General features: G+C 53.2%; 13 protein-coding genes and 3 tRNA genes. 5 read left to right on the top strand and 11 right to left on the bottom strand.

Annotation, left to right across the window (positions count from 1 at the left end):
• Positions 1-15 precede the first annotated feature (15 nt).
• Genes INT84_RS09000 through drpB form a run of 3 tightly spaced genes read right to left on the bottom strand, consistent with a single transcriptional unit; the run spans position 16 to position 2,491 of the window.
• Positions 16-1,446, bottom strand: coding sequence for a DNA cytosine methyltransferase (locus INT84_RS09000; protein WP_194206532.1), 1,431 nt, complete (start codon positions 1,444-1,446; stop codon positions 16-18).
• A gap of 58 nt (positions 1,447-1,504) precedes the next feature.
• Positions 1,505-2,200, bottom strand: coding sequence for a phosphohydrolase (locus INT84_RS08995; protein ID WP_194206531.1), 696 nt, complete (start codon positions 2,198-2,200; stop codon positions 1,505-1,507).
• Between the two features lie 21 nt (positions 2,201-2,221).
• The gene (gene drpB / locus INT84_RS08990; protein WP_194206530.1) at positions 2,222-2,491 is read right to left on the bottom strand and encodes a cell division protein DrpB; all 270 of its coding nucleotides are present in this window, start codon (positions 2,489-2,491) and stop codon (positions 2,222-2,224) included.
• Between the two features lie 619 nt (positions 2,492-3,110).
• Here drpB and ompC point away from each other — a divergent pair.
• Positions 3,111-4,289 carry a porin OmpC gene (gene ompC, locus INT84_RS08985; protein ID WP_194206529.1) on the top strand — a complete coding sequence of 393 codons (1,179 nt, stop codon included), beginning with the start codon at positions 3,111-3,113 and terminating at the stop codon, positions 4,287-4,289.
• A 164-nt stretch (positions 4,290-4,453) separates the two neighbouring features.
• On the opposite strand, the gene INT84_RS08980 is transcribed toward ompC, so the two are convergent.
• Positions 4,454-4,543, bottom strand: a tRNA-Ser gene (locus INT84_RS08980).
• A gap of 93 nt (positions 4,544-4,636) precedes the next feature.
• On the opposite strand from INT84_RS08980, the gene mtfA reads away from it, so the two are divergent.
• Both mtfA and INT84_RS08970 read left to right on the top strand, forming a co-directional pair.
• Positions 4,637-5,431 (top strand): DgsA anti-repressor MtfA, encoded by a 795-nt coding sequence (gene mtfA / locus INT84_RS08975; protein WP_176918985.1) that lies wholly within the window; start codon positions 4,637-4,639, stop codon positions 5,429-5,431.
• Between the two features lie 100 nt (positions 5,432-5,531).
• Positions 5,532-5,607 (top strand) — tRNA-Asn (locus INT84_RS08970).
• A gap of 73 nt (positions 5,608-5,680) precedes the next feature.
• Here the strand turns inward: INT84_RS08970 and INT84_RS08965 are convergent.
• From INT84_RS08965 to nac, 7 genes are all read right to left on the bottom strand, one after another.
• Entirely contained in the window at positions 5,681-6,742 is a 1,062-nt protein-coding gene (locus INT84_RS08965) for an ABC transporter ATP-binding protein (protein ID WP_194206528.1), read from the bottom strand.
• 2 nt (positions 6,743-6,744) lie between these two features.
• A complete protein-coding gene (locus INT84_RS08960) occupies positions 6,745-7,608 on the bottom strand; it encodes a carbohydrate ABC transporter permease (RefSeq protein ID WP_194206527.1) in 864 nt (287 codons plus the stop codon).
• Positions 7,589-8,491, bottom strand: coding sequence for a carbohydrate ABC transporter permease (locus INT84_RS08955; RefSeq protein ID WP_194206526.1), 903 nt, complete (start codon positions 8,489-8,491; stop codon positions 7,589-7,591). Before INT84_RS08955 ends, INT84_RS08960 begins: the two co-directional genes overlap by 20 nt.
• A 10-nt stretch (positions 8,492-8,501) precedes the next feature.
• Positions 8,502-9,830 carry an ABC transporter substrate-binding protein gene (locus INT84_RS08950; protein ID WP_194206525.1) on the bottom strand — a complete coding sequence of 443 codons (1,329 nt, stop codon included), beginning with the start codon at positions 9,828-9,830 and terminating at the stop codon, positions 8,502-8,504.
• Positions 9,817-10,785 (bottom strand): TauD/TfdA family dioxygenase, encoded by a 969-nt coding sequence (locus INT84_RS08945; protein WP_194206524.1) that lies wholly within the window; start codon positions 10,783-10,785, stop codon positions 9,817-9,819. The genes INT84_RS08950 and INT84_RS08945 overlap by 14 nt, the downstream gene beginning before the upstream one ends.
• A 353-nt stretch (positions 10,786-11,138) precedes the next feature.
• Complete coding sequence (cbl, locus tag INT84_RS08940) at positions 11,139-12,089, bottom strand: HTH-type transcriptional regulator Cbl (RefSeq protein WP_194206523.1); 951 nt, start codon at positions 12,087-12,089, stop codon at positions 11,139-11,141.
• 100 nt (positions 12,090-12,189) lie between these two features.
• Positions 12,190-13,107 carry a nitrogen assimilation transcriptional regulator NAC gene (gene nac, locus INT84_RS08935; protein WP_194206522.1) on the bottom strand — a complete coding sequence of 306 codons (918 nt, stop codon included), beginning with the start codon at positions 13,105-13,107 and terminating at the stop codon, positions 12,190-12,192.
• Between the two features lie 334 nt (positions 13,108-13,441).
• On the opposite strand from nac, the gene INT84_RS08930 reads away from it, so the two are divergent.
• Together INT84_RS08930 and INT84_RS08925 are read left to right on the top strand one after the other, a co-directional pair.
• Positions 13,442-13,517: transfer RNA gene (locus INT84_RS08930), tRNA-Asn, on the top strand.
• Positions 13,518-13,639: 122 nt separating this feature from the next.
• Complete coding sequence (locus INT84_RS08925; RefSeq protein ID WP_194206521.1) at positions 13,640-14,371, top strand: phosphodiester glycosidase family protein; 732 nt, start codon at positions 13,640-13,642, stop codon at positions 14,369-14,371.
• The last annotated feature ends 93 nt before the right edge of the window (positions 14,372-14,464 follow it).

The raw sequence follows: 14,464 nt of genomic DNA, 5'->3' as shown, positions 1-14,464 counted from the left end.
CTGCGCGTGGCCTTATTATGAACGTCCACCCGACCCGATCCCTTTTTTACGTAGCGCCACCGCCTGCATGATGCGGGGCTTGAGTAATTTTGCCACCGCCGCAAATGCCGGAACCACCACCGAGTTACCAAACTGGCGATACGCCTGGGTATCGGATACCGGGATCCGGAACTGATAGCCCTGCGGCGCTTCAAATCCCATTAACCGGGCGCACTCGCGCGGCGTTAAGCGACGCGGGCGATGCTGTTGATTTACCGCATCATCGAAATTCACCTCGCCCAATGCCCGGTCCCAGCCGCGATCCACAAGAATTTCGGCACCATCTTTGTAATAGCGGGCGGAAAGCGTGCGGGCGACGCTATGCGGATTGGTCGGATCGACCAGACCAAAACCAAAACCGTTGCCACGCGCCTGATGCTTTTTAGCGTAGCGATAAAGGTATTTCCACAGCACTGGCGTCAGGATAAATTTGGCATCCACCACGGGCTCCAGCAGTTCAGCAAAACTCAGCCGTTGCGCAGGGTAAAGGGCCGGAAGGTCGCGCAGCGTAAAACCGTTGTGCAGGTTGAGATCGCGGCGAAAGCCCACCAGCACGATACGTTCGCGATGCTGTGGCAGGAAATGTTGACCATCGACGATTTTCGGATCGTCCGCGCCCATTTCTGCGGCGTCAGACACCTCATAGCCTAAATCATCCAGGGTCTGCATGATAATGCGGAAGGTTTTACCGCCGTCATGGCTCTTCAGGTTTTTGACGTTTTCCAGCACGAAGATCGGCGGACGGCGCGCGTCAATAATGCGCGCCACATCAAAGAACAGTGTTCCCTGGGTATCACAGGCAAAACCGTGTGCGCGGCCAAGCGCATTTTTCTTTGAGACCCCGGCCAGCGAAAAGGGCTGACAGGGAAAGCCTGCCAGCAGCACGTCATGCTGCGGGATCACCTCGCGAATATGCTCTGCCGCCTGTCGATCGCTGACCTGTGGCTGGTGGCTCAGGGTGACGTCACGAATATCTTCATTAAAGTGGTGCTGTTCCGGGTCACAATACCAGTTCGCTTTATACGTACGCACCGCATGTTTGTTCCATTCGCTGGTAAACACGCACTGCCCGCCGATGGCTTCAAAGCCGTGACGGATCCCGCCGATACCGGCAAAGAGATCAACAAAACGGAAAGCATAATGAGGATGATGGGCAGGCGGTGATGGCAACAGCGCCGCAAGGTGGGCCTGTTCATTCTCGCTCAGCCGCTGCCAGGCACGTTCACTGGTCGCCACGCGTTTGAGAATGGCGGGGCTCCAGTGATGTTCACCCAGCGAACTCAGTTCAGCGACCAGCGTTTTGACGTCATAAATCGCCATAACCTGACGCAGCAAGGCGTGTACGCTGGCAGACGGCGCATCCGCAGTCCGGCCAGATGCCGCTGAAATGGAAAGGTTTTCCTGCATAAAATTAACCGGGCAAGATAAATATTTCTCAGAGTATCATAAATTTGCTGCGAGCGTTTCAGCCCTTCGGCGCAAAACGCGCAAGGATATCGTCATCCAGCGACTGATAGCAGCCCTGCAACTCGGCGCTCAGCTTTGCCATGAACTGTACGAGGAAACGCACGTTCTCCTGCGCCAGCGCCCTGCCCTTTGGCGTTAGCATCGTTGACGGCAGACGCAGAAGCTTGCTCTGGAAATGATCCAGCGCGTAGGCCCGGTCATCCAGCGGGCGACGATCGGCAAAGGGATCGTCTGGGTCAAAAAGTGGGATGTTGAGCGAGCCGGCAACCGCAAAGACTCTCGCCAGCCCAATCGCCCCTAACGCTTCCAGTCGGTCGGCATCCTGCACGATGCGCGCTTCGTCCGTTTGCGGTTCGATTCCGGCGCTGTAACTGTGTGCTTCTATGGCATGCATCACGGCCTGGTAGCGCTCCGCAGGGAAATCGGCAAAATCCGCCATCAGAATACGCCGCGTTTCTTCTGCCGCCAGCCCTGAGGCGCGATGCCGCTGTGGATCGTTTTTTGGCAGGTTGACGATGTCATGAAAATAGCAGGCGGTAAGGACCGTCAGTTCATCTACTATGACCCCTGAAGCAAGCTGACGGGCGGTATTCCATACCCGGCGAAAATGCGCCAGGTCGTGCGCGGTATCCTTACTACGGTAATGTTGATGCAGCCAGCGTTCATAACGTTGTTGCCAGTGGAGAATGTCCATGATGAGCGCACCCGTGAATCCTTAAAAATCGGCCTGACGGGGGCGCGTATACCATGCCAGCGCGCCCAGCAGCAGCGTAACGGTACTTAATATCAGGAAGCCCAGCAGTGCGCCAAGCCATTTACCGGTCATCGTCCCCCAGTCCCCGTCCACTGTCGCGCCAGGGATGCTTTGCACGTGGCTCACCACCCAGAAGTAGCGCACCATGGCCCAGGCAAAGTAACCGCAAAAGGTATAAAAAAGCCACAGCGCCAGTTTGCCGCCGGGACTACGGTACATTTTTTCATCCATAAAATGTTCTCTGTTGATCGTGTTTATACGGTTGGGCAGGTAACCCCATTTCACCACACCTGTGATTGACGTCACATTATAGTGCATATTCAGACGCAGTCAGGGCGAATTAATTAAAAAAATATATATTCATTAAAATTCCATTCACTTATTAAATATTCAAAGACAAAAAAGCGCTTTATTTTAAAAAATAATTATGTAACTATCTCTCCGTTATTAGCCTTTTGTTGTTACCACTGCACTTGTTATTATTGCCCTTCTTCTGTTTTCTATAAGCCTGACATTGCGCCAGGCTTTTTTTTTCGCTCAATATCAATAAATACAAACCATCAATATATCTCGCAAAGCAATTATCCTGATGCATATTATTTACAAAATAGATCGATTATGGCGTACCATTCCTTACGTAAATGCAATTACATCAATAAGTTATATGGTTACTCATTAACTCATAATCAACATGAATTTGAAATGATAAAGAAACATTTTGCAATACTACATATAACTTTATTACACCTTTCCCTTAAAATTTAATGAACTTAATAGAATAGTATCCATGTTGTAGTCTGAATAAAGATTACATATATTCATAAAAATTATCCCTTGAAGGAAATATATAATGAACAGAAAAGTTCTGGCACTTCTTATGCCTGCCCTGTTAATGGCTGGCGCAGCAAATGCGGCTGAAGTTTATAATAAAGACGGCAACAAACTTGACCTGTACGGTAAAGTGGATGGCCTCCACTATTTTTCTGATGACGCGGGTAGTGATGGCGATCAGTCTTACGTTCGTTTAGGCTTCAAAGGCGAAACCCAGATTACCGACCAGCTGACTGGCTTCGGTCAGTGGGAATACAACGTTCAGGCAAATAGCACTGAAGGTGAAGGCTCTAATGCATGGACTCGTCTGGGCTTCGCCGGACTGGGTTTTGGCGATTATGGTACCTTTGACTATGGTCGTAACTACGGTGTGATTTATGACGTTGAAGCCTGGACCGATATGCTGCCGGAGTTTGGTGGTGATTCTTATACCCAGACTGACGTTTACATGTTAGGCCGCACGAATGGCGTGGCGACCTACCGCAATAATGATTTCTTCGGCCTGGTCGATGGCTGGAAATTTGCACTGCAATATCAGGGTAATAACGAGAATCCTGGCTCAGGTGAAGGCACTGGCAACGGTGGGGGTCGTAAACTGGCGCGTGAAAACGGCGACGGCTTCGGTATGTCCACCTCCTACGATTTCGACTTCGGTTTAAGTCTGGGTGCGGCGTATGCTAACTCTGACCGTACTGACAACCAGGTTGCGCGTGGTTATCAGGATGGCCTTAACCATCGTAACAACTATGCCGGTGGTGATACCGCCGAAGCCTGGACCGTGGGCGCGAAATACGATGCGTACAACGTGTACCTGGCCGCGATGTATGCTGAAACCCGCAATATGACCTACTACGGCGGTGGCAACGGCGAAGCCAATGGTGGTATCGCCAACAAAACGCAGAACTTTGAAGTTGTCGCCCAGTATCAGTTTGATTTCGGTCTGCGTCCTTCTATTGCTTACCTGCAATCGAAAGGTAAAGATCTGGGTGGTCAGGAAGTTAGCCACGGCAACTGGCGTTCTACTGATAAAGACCTGGTTAAATATGTTGATGTCGGTGCCACCTACTACTTCAACAAAAACATGTCCACTTATGTTGATTATAAAATCAACCTGCTGGATGAAGACGACAGCTTCTATGCAAACAATGGCATCGCTACCGATGACATCGTCGCTGTCGGTCTGGTTTATCAGTTCTAATCATCCGTTTATCACAAAGCCCGCCGCGTGCGGGCTTTTTTGTGGCTAAGAAAGAGCATTCTTATCGCGTGCTGAAGCCAGCGGCTATAAAATAATCATTAGTGGGCAAAAAAGGCAACTGTGACGAGGGTCGTTGAAAGCGAAGCGAGTAACTGATTGAATAATGGCGGAGAGAGGGGGATTTGAACCCCCGGTAGAGTTGCCCCTACTCCGGTTTTCGAGACCGGTCCGTTCAGCCGCTCCGGCATCTCTCCGTTTTGATAGTTGCAATAATGCCAGGAAATTTGGCATTTTAACAGTCCCAGTCCCTTCAATTATGTTCAAGTGATGAGTTTGCGAGCAAAACGATGATTAAGTGGCCCTGGAAAGCACATGAATCAACCCGTAGCCCTGATTTCCCGTGGGAGCAGGCACTTGCGATCCCTGTCTTAGCCAGTCTGACGATAGATGAGCAGGCGAAACTAATACAGCTTGCCGAGCGTTTTCTCCAGCAAAAACGTATTGTTGCGCTGCAAGGTCTGGAGCTTGATACGCTGCAAAGCTGCCGTATCGCCCTGCTCTTCTGTCTCCCCGTGCTGGAGTTAGGCATTGAGTGGCTCGATGGCTTTCATGAGATCCTGATTTACCCCGCGCCGTTTGTGGTGGATGACGAGTGGGAAGACGATATCGGCCTGGTGCATAATCAGCGGCTGGTACAGTCAGGGCAAAGCTGGCAGCAAGGGCCAATCATTTTAAACTGGCTGGATATTCAGGATTCCTTTGATGCATCCGGGTTTAACCTGATCGTGCATGAGGTGGCGCACAAGCTGGATACGCGTAACGGCGATCGCGCCAGCGGCGTGCCTTTTATCCCGCTGCGAGAAGTCGCGGGCTGGGAGCACGACCTGCATGCTGCAATGAACAATATTCAGGATGAGATCGACATGGTTGGCGAAAGTGCCGCCAGCATAGACGCCTATGCGGCGACCGATCCGGCTGAGTGCTTTGCCGTGCTTTCCGAATATTTTTTCAGTGCGCCCGAGCTTTTCGCGCCACGCTTCCCGGCGCTATGGCAACGTTTCTGCCTCTTTTACCAGCAGGACCCGCTTCAACGACTGCGGGAAAACAGGGAGCCGGTAAGCCCCACGTCGCTGGTACATTAAAAATACAGTTTGCGTCATTATTAATCATTTGAATCAACGGTTTAAATTTATCGTTGACACGAAATTCCGGGGCCAGTAATATGCGCCCCGTTCACACGATTCCTCTGTAGTTCAGTCGGTAGAACGGCGGACTGTTAATCCGTATGTCACTGGTTCGAGTCCAGTCAGAGGAGCCAAAATTCAAAAAAGCCCGCTTATTGCGGGCTTTTTGCTTTGCGCCTTCCGTCAATTGCTCCCCCTGACCACTCCTCAGTTCAACCGCAGCCCGCTGGTCGCATCAAAAAGATGAGCATGACGGGCGTCCGGCACGATGCTCAGCGTTTCACCGGGCGTCGCCGTAACGCGCTGGTGAAATAAGGTGGTCACTTTTTGCTGGCCAATGTTGAGCATAATTTGCGTTTCTGACCCGGTTGGTTCAACCACATTGACCTGCGCATCAATCGCTGCGTCTGGTGCCAACACAAAATGCTGGGGGCGCACGCCGTAAACTACACGCTGGCCAATATCCAGGCCCGGCGTTGATGCCACTGGCAGCGCGATACCATCATCCGTCATCACAACGCCCTGCCGCTCCACGCGTCCGCTGAACAGATTCATCGACGGCGAGCCGATAAAACTCGCGACGAACGCATTCGCCGGGCGGTCGTACAATTCCAGCGGCGTCCCGACCTGCTCAATATGCCCGTCACGCAATACCACGATCCGGTCCGCCATGGTCATGGCTTCAATCTGATCGTGCGTAACATAAATCATGGTGGTGTTCAGCCGCTGATGGAGCGCTTTGATTTCGGTACGTAACTCAACGCGCAGTTTGGCGTCGAGATTGGATAACGGCTCGTCGAAAAGAAACAGTCGCGGATGGCGTAATATCGCGCGGCCCATCGCCACTCGCTGACGCTGTCCGCCAGAAAGCTGAGCGGGTTTGCGGGTCAGCAATGCTGTTAACCCCAGCGTGTCGGCAGCCTGACGCACCTGATGTTCGATGTTGGCCCTGGTCACGCCCTGCATTTTGAGCGAAAAACCGAGGTTTTCCGCCACCGACATATGCGGATACAGCGCATAGTTTTGAAAGACCATCGCCATATTACGATCCTGTGGAGACAGATCGTTAATAACGTCGCCATCCAGTACCAGCTCACCACCGTCAATACTTTCCAGTCCGGCAATCATCCGCAGTAACGTCGATTTTCCACAGCCGGATGGCCCGACCAGCGCGATAAACTCGCCGTGATGGATGGTCAGGTTCAGATCGGGGATGATGGTCTGCCCGTTAAAGGTTTTCGCGATATGTTGTAGTGTCAGCGTTGCCATAGTTAATCCTTAATGCCCCCGGCGGTTAAGCCATGTACCAGATAGCGACGAACCAGCAGCGTAAACGCCACGACCGGCAGCATCACCAGCGTGCCGCTGGCGGCGATTTTGCTCCATTCCCAGCCTTCATATTGCAGGAAGTTCACGATGGCGACCGGTGCTGTGATGGCGTTGGTACGCGTCAGGATCAGCGCGAAGAAAAAATCATTCCAGGAAAAGATAAAGCACAGGATGGCTGTCGCCGCGAGACCGGGTTTCACTAACGGCAGTGAGATGTGCCAGAAACTGCGCCACAGCGAGCAACCATCCATCCACGCGGCTTCTTCCAGCGCCACCGGGACTGCGGAAAAGAAGGTCTGCATCAGCCAGATCACAATCGCCAGATTAAACGTCAGATAGACGATTGCCAGCCCGATAATGGTGTCCTGTAACCCCAGCCAGCGCCAGGCGAGGAAGAAGGGAATGGTAAAGGCGATGGGCGGAGCCATGCGGGTGACGAGGATCCACAAGGCGACGTAACGGCGGGCGCGAAAACGCCAGCGCGTCAGCACCCATGCCGCCGGGACGCCCAGCAGCAGAGAAAACACGGTTGATAGCACGCTGACCATCAGGCTGTTACCAAAGGGCTGAAGGAAGTTGCCGGCAATCAGCGCGCGGTAGGCATCAAGCGTCGGCGTGAACCATAGCGTCAGCTCAAAGGCATCCAGCGAGGGACGCACAGACATAATCACCATCCACAAAAATGGCGCGAGAAACACCACCAGCAGCACCAGCGCCAGTAACGTGCGCTTTCCCCTGAGACGCCATTTTTTGCGCCGGGCCGCAACAAACGGCTGCGGCCGCGCTTCAGTGTGTTGTACTGTCATCGTTCCACCCTGCCCGGCCAATCAGCCAGCTTAAAATAAACACGCCCACCAGAATTACGACCGCTATCGCGCTGCCGTAACCCCACCAGGAAAAGTTAAACGCCTGAATAAAACCATAGTAGTTAGTCACTTCCGTCACCGATCCCGGACCGCCGTCCGTCAGAATATAAATAAGCGGGAACGCCTTAAAACTGTCGATCAGGCGGAACAAGATACACACGACCAGGACCGGCTTCAGGTGTGGCAGGACGATATAAAGAAAGATATTGAATGAGGAGGCCCCATCCAGGCTCGCCGCTTCCCGGGGGTCATTCGGCACCATCTGGAGTGCCGCCAGCACCATTAACATGGTAAATGGAAACCACTGCCAGACATCCGCCACCGCGATGGCCCATAACGCGGTATCCGGGTTGGCAATCAGCGAGTCCAGCGGCAGATTAAAGCGGTCCAGCACCTGATGCAGCGGACTGATATCCGGCGTGTAAATGATTTTCCAGATCAGCGCCACGATGATCGGCGGCAGGACCATGGGAATAAGCAGCAGCGTTCGCACACCGTTCAGCCAGCGCGACGTGCCGTTCAACAGCAGCGCCAGCAGCAGTCCGATCAGCACCTGGAAAAACACGCTGACAATCGAAAGCTTGAGCTGAGTGACCAGCGAGCCGAGGAAGCGATCATCGTGCAGCAACTGCTGATAGTTAACCAGCGGGTTGGCAAAGGTGAATGAGGTGTCCGGGTTGGTCAAACTGAACGGCGTCAGACTGGTGACCAGCAGGGCTACCGCAGGCACCAGCGTCAGCAGTGTCAGTACGATCAGCGACGGTGCGAGGCCAAGAAGCCAGGCATTACGCTGACGCACGCGCCAGCTTAGTGATAACGACATTTTCTCTCCCTCAAAGTTTCACGCCCGCACGCTGCAAATCAGCCACCGTGCCAGCCTGCGCTTTACCCATCGCCTCTTTGGCAGATAACTGCCCGGAAACAATAAGCGCAATCGCCTTATTCAGCTGTTGATCAACCTGCGGGTAGAACTCCACGGTGCGATATTTCATATAGCCGCCCTGACCAGCGCGGTCGATCGCATCAATGGACAACTGCGCCAGATCCACGCCGTTAATCACCTGCTTACTGCGAAATATCTGCGAGTCAATATCGCTGCGACGGGTCGGCGAGCCGTAACCTGCCGCCAGCGCGCGGGAGGTCATCTGTTTTGACAATGACCACTGAATAAAGGCCCATGCGGCCTCTTTGTTTTTCGAACCGGCCGGGATGCCCAGCGCATGCGTTGCCATACCGGGGAACCACCCTTTGGGTCCGTTGACCATCGGGCCGAAATGCGAGGTCTTAACCGTGCGCGAACTCTGCGCATTACCCAGCTGCGCCAGATAAGTCTGACTGGCATCGGAAAAATTGACGCGCCCCTGCCTCAGCGCCTGTAGCGACTGGTCGGCCGTGTAGGTGATACCGCCATTAGGTCCGAAGTCACGAATCAGCCGGGAAAAATACTCTGCCGCCTCGATAGCTTCCGGCGTATCCAGCGTGGGGAAAAGATCGTCCGGCGGTGCACGGAATACGTTGCCGCCAAACGCCTGGAGATAAGGGATAAACGTCCAGCCGTAGTGGTTATCCGTCACGTATCCGGCCACGCGCTCTTTTTTATTCACCGCCTGTAAAACCGTTACCAGTTCATCGGTGGTTTTCGGAAATTCCAGCCCTGCCTGCTGGATCAGATCGTAGCGTGAGGCACCCGCCAGCATCGCTTCTACAACATAAGGAATGCCGTAAAGTTTACCGTCACGCCCGGTTTCTGCGGCAAGCGTGGCGGGCAGAAAATCCTGTAACCCCCAGTCCTGCGGAGTCAGGTTTGGATTAGAAATAAATTCATTCAGCGGCGTCAACCAGCCGGCGTTGATCCAGCGGCTGGTATAAATAAAGGTGACGTTCACAACGTCATACGCTGAGCCGCGAGTAGAAAGCTCCAGATCGGCACGCTGGTTGTACACCGGAAATGCTGGCGTATCCAGTTGCACCTTTGCCCCGGTCAGCGCTTCAAACTCCGGTAGCCACTGGCGAATAAGCTGCGGCCAGGCAGTGCTGAAGGTGGAGACATTCAGCGTGACACCCTCATATTTGCGCGCCGTATTTGCCCCGCGCGCGATGGCAGGCACCATGCTGTACACGCCGAAAGCCGCCATCGCTTTTAACAGATCACGACGCTGCATATTTCACATCCGTAGTCGGGTTAACCGGAGATCCTTCATTGACGGCATCCTGGGGACGGGCCACCGTGCGGCTGCGGCTGCCGTCAATGCCCGTTGCGGGCTCGCCCTCCACCGTCACCCGGCGTACCACGCGAGGCTGCGTTCCATAATCATTTACAGCGTAATGCTGCGTGCTACGGTTATCCCAGATCACCACGTCATCCTGCTGCCACTGCCAGCGCACGGTATTTTCCAGTCGAATAATGCGGTTCTGCAATAAATCAAAAAGCTGTGCGGATTCGCGGCTGCTGAATCCCACCAGATTTTTGACAAAATGGCCGAGTAATAAAATACGTTCGCCGCTCACCGGGTGAATATGCACAACCGGGTGTTCTGCTTCCCAGACGGAAGAGACAAAAACCTTTTTGTGGTGATGCAGGCGTTGTTTATCCGTTTCAAGACGCTCAGCCGCATAATCATAATTATTAGTGTGAACAGCGCGTAACGTGCCGACAAATTGTTTTAAGGATTCGGGTAAGGATTCATACGCACGTGCGGTATTGGCCCAGACGGTATCGCCACCATATTCCGGGATCGTCACGCCGCGCAGAATCGATATTTTGGGAAAGGCCTCCACGAAGGTGACATCAGTATGCCAGGAATCAGCTCGTCCGCCGCCTTTGGAGGCGTCCAGTTCAAATAATTTGGTCCCATCAGGCGAGGGAACCGTAGGATGGGCAACGATTTTTCCAAAGCGTGCACCGAACGCCTGGTGCGTTTCATCCGTTAAATGATGCTGGCGGCGGAAAAATAAAACCTTATATTTTACCAGTGCATTTTCTATCTGCTGAATAACCTCGTCACTCAGATCCGCAGACAGAGATATATTACGAACCTCCGCACCAATGTTTCCGGCTACGGGATGAACATCTAATTGATCAAAGTCGCTACGGGCAACAGTAATTGCTGAGGTCATGGTTGATTTCCTTAAATATTAACAGGAACTCAACTCTATTAATAAAGCGCGTGGGCCGAAAAGACTTTTTGGTAATAAATATAGTAAGCGCTTTTGCATAAGCTAAGTCAGAAAATACAAATATACGCCACGACAGTGCATTCATCTGGTATTTATGGCGAAAGCATTGTCAATGACACAGAGGGATCGCCGATAACCGCATGCCATTCTTAGCCCGTATAATATGAGAAAAATTTCTGGATTCTGTGATTAGGCGCAAGTGCTGATTCATCAAAACAAAAAAGCCTGAGCCAGGCAGCACGCCGGACTCGGGCTTTATCGACGCCAGCTACGGCGTGAACGATCGCGGAGATTTAAATCTGGTAGTCAATCACCACTTCATCTGGCTCCATCGCCTGGCGTTTAATTTCCGCCAGCGACAGCCCGGCATTACATAACTCGATAAACTGCCAGACATAATTACGCTGAAGCTGGCCGCGTTTAAGGCCCAGCCAGACCGTGCTGGCATCAAAAAGATGGCGGGTGTCGAGGCGCACCAGCTTGCCGTTCTCCTGCTCTCCGGCAGACTGCTCAGCCACCAGACCAATGCCCAGCCCCAGATCGACGTAGGTTTTAATGACGTCTGAATCCTGAGCGCTTAGTACGATATCCGGCGTCAGCCCTTTGCGGCTGAAGGCTTCATCAATACGTGAACGACCGGTGATCCCCTGACGGTAAGTTATCAGCGGCCAGCGCGCGATCTCTTCCAGCGTCAGCGGTGAGATGAGCGTCAGGGGGTGATCGTGCGGCAGCAGCAGGCTGTGGTGCCAGCGAAACCACGGGAACGCCACCAGCGTTGGGTCATTACTTAACCGTTCACTGGCGATGCCGATATCCGCGCCGCCATTGTGCAATAGCGCTTCAATTTCCTGCGGTGTACCCTGCACCAGCTCCAGGCGGACCTCTTTAAAGAGTTCGCGAAACGCCTTAATCACTGGCGGCAGGCTGTAACGCGCCTGTGTATGGGTGGTGGCGATGGTCAGTACGCCAGACGCATCGTTGGTAAACAGGTCGGCCAGCCGACGCACGTTACTGGCTTCATTAAGAATTCGTTCCGCAATCACCAACAGCGCTTTTCCCGGCTCCGTCATCCCCAGTAAGCGCTTGCCCCGCCGGATGAAAATCTCAATACCCAGCTCTTCTTCCAGTTCGCGAATGTGACGACTAACGCCAGATTGCGAGGTGTAAAGCATGTTGGCGACCTCTGTCAGATTAAAATCCTGACGTGCGGCCTCACGAATAATTTTAAGTTGCTGGAAATTCACCCTACCCTCCGGGGCCATATGACATAACGCTATTGTTAAAGTCCCGGGCCTGGCAGAACAAATAATAAAAACCAGCAACTTATTCCTTTTGGTTATATGACTAACTGACCAGCAGTAACTCGCGGTTTTCCATCGCCGGACGGGTTACCAGCGACATGAGGATCTCACGCACCGCCTGCGCCTGTGGCGAGAGCGAACCGCGCGCTGAGACGTTCAGCGAAAGCGGCAGACTCATTGACGGCGTCGAGATCCGCGCCATCCAGCCATTCGCTGCGCCGGAGAGTGAGCGGGCAGCCGACTCCGGAAGTACCGTAACGCCCATCCCGCTGGCAATCGCCGCCGTTAGCGTCGCGATGGAGTCGATTTCGCCGACAATTTTTGCCGTCAGGCGGCGTAGGGAAAACGCTTCATCCACCCGCAGGCGCACCGCACTATAGTCACGCGGCAGAAACAGGTTCATTTCAGCCACCGCCGCAAGGTCGACGCTTTGCCCCGGACAATCGCGCGTCCCGACAAGATACAAATCTTCTTTCAGCAGCGGCTGGCTGGAAATACCGGCCACGGGAGAGCGCTCATACAGCACCGCCATATCGAGCTGGCCGCTGAGCAATTTATCATTCAGCACCGAGCCGCTGTTTTCATGCAGATAAACCTGCACATCAGGTAATTCAGCACGCACCGCCTGTAACAGCGGCATGGTCACGGAAGACGCCGCGGTTCCCGGCGCAAGGCCGATCGACACCTGCCCGCGTAGCGTTTGTCCGACATTATTCACTGCCAACTGCGCCTGTTCACACTGGCGAAGAATAGTGCGCGCATGGGTATAGAGAATTTTGCCCGCTTCGGTCGGCGTCACGCCGCGTTTAGTGCGGATCAGCAATTGTTGATCCAGTTCCCCTTCCAGGGTGGCAACCTGCTGACTCAACGCGGGCTGTGCAATATGTAGCACTTCCGCCGCCTGCGTCAGACTGCCAATATCGACGATTTTTACGAAATACTTCAGCCGTCTTAAGTTCATTTTGCCTCCGGTCAGGAAAGCCAGTATTAATGCTGGCAATAATCTTACCGGGAGTATTGCAAGATATTTGCCAGTTTTAACAAATGTCCTTTTTTGGACTCTAACCGGCTGGATAATAAGACATTGTGATGTGAAACAGCGTTTTTATCATTCAGCCAGTGGAAATGGCTATGCCCCATTAGGGGGTAGATTGCACCATCAGCGTGCGTAAATATCAGCAAAAGCGCAGATGTCGCCTTGTATTGTTGATTTTGTCAGCAATCAAACGCCTTCGCCGCATCCACCCTTTGACAAGCTAATCACCCCCCGCTACTATTCGCCCCGTTCACACGATTCCTCTGTAGTTCAGTCGGTAGAACGGCGGACTGTTAATCCGTATGTCACTGGTTCGAGTCCAGTCAGAGGAGCCAAAATTCAAAGAAGCCCGCTTTTCAGCGGGCTTTTTGCTTTTCTCCCCCGATAAAAAATCTCATACTTACCCCCATCGGACCGGGTGACGCTCACGCCCTTGTTAATCGAAGGAACTCCCACGTTGAAATTACGTCTACTGCCTCTGCTTCCCGTCCTGCTCTTCCCGCTTTCCGCCCTTGCCAGCAACTGTACGCTCAGCGATCCAACGCTGACGGTGCAGAGCTATATCGTCAACACGCGGCAAGAACGTATCGTCATGTACTGGAAAAAAGCGGATGGCACCGCCTGGGCGTCATTGCTCAATCTGCTGGCGGGCAATAATGCTGACGGACGGATACAGATGGCGATGAACGGCGGGATTTATGCTAAATCGTATGCTCCGCTCGGGCTGTATATTGAAAAGGGAAAACAGCTGGTCCCGCTGAATCACGCCTCCGGCGGAGGTAACTTTTTTATTCGCCCCGGCGGGGTGTTTTATGTGAAGGGTGAGCGGGCCGGGATTGTCAATCTTGATACCTTCAAAACCTCACAAGGTATCGATTACGCCGTGCAGTCTGGTCCGCTGATGATCGAGAACGGCACCATCAACCGCCGTTTACTCCCGTCCGCCAGTTCACGAAAAATCCGCAATGCGGTGGGTATCACAACGCGGGGCGAGGCGGTATTTATGCTGAGCGGGCGCGGAACCAGTTTCTATGACTTCGCCTGCTATGCCCGGTCAAAACTGGATGTCCGCCAGATGCTTTATCTCGACGGCACGATTTCCGCGATGTATCAGAAAGGCGCTGATATGCCGTGGCAGTCTCATCCGTTTGTGACCATGATCGCCGTAGAAACCCGGCATCCTGATTAACCGCCTGCGTTACCTTCAGTTTTATCTGCTGGCTTTTGTTTCATATTCCTGTGACATACTATCGGATACAGGCAGTCTATCTGACACATGGAG

The organism is Superficieibacter sp. 1612_C1, assembly GCF_015234305.1.
Taxonomy (GTDB): Bacteria; Pseudomonadota; Gammaproteobacteria; order Enterobacterales; family Enterobacteriaceae; genus Superficieibacter.
Note: the sequence above shows the minus strand (reverse complement) of the source record. Positions and strands in the feature narration are given on the sequence as shown.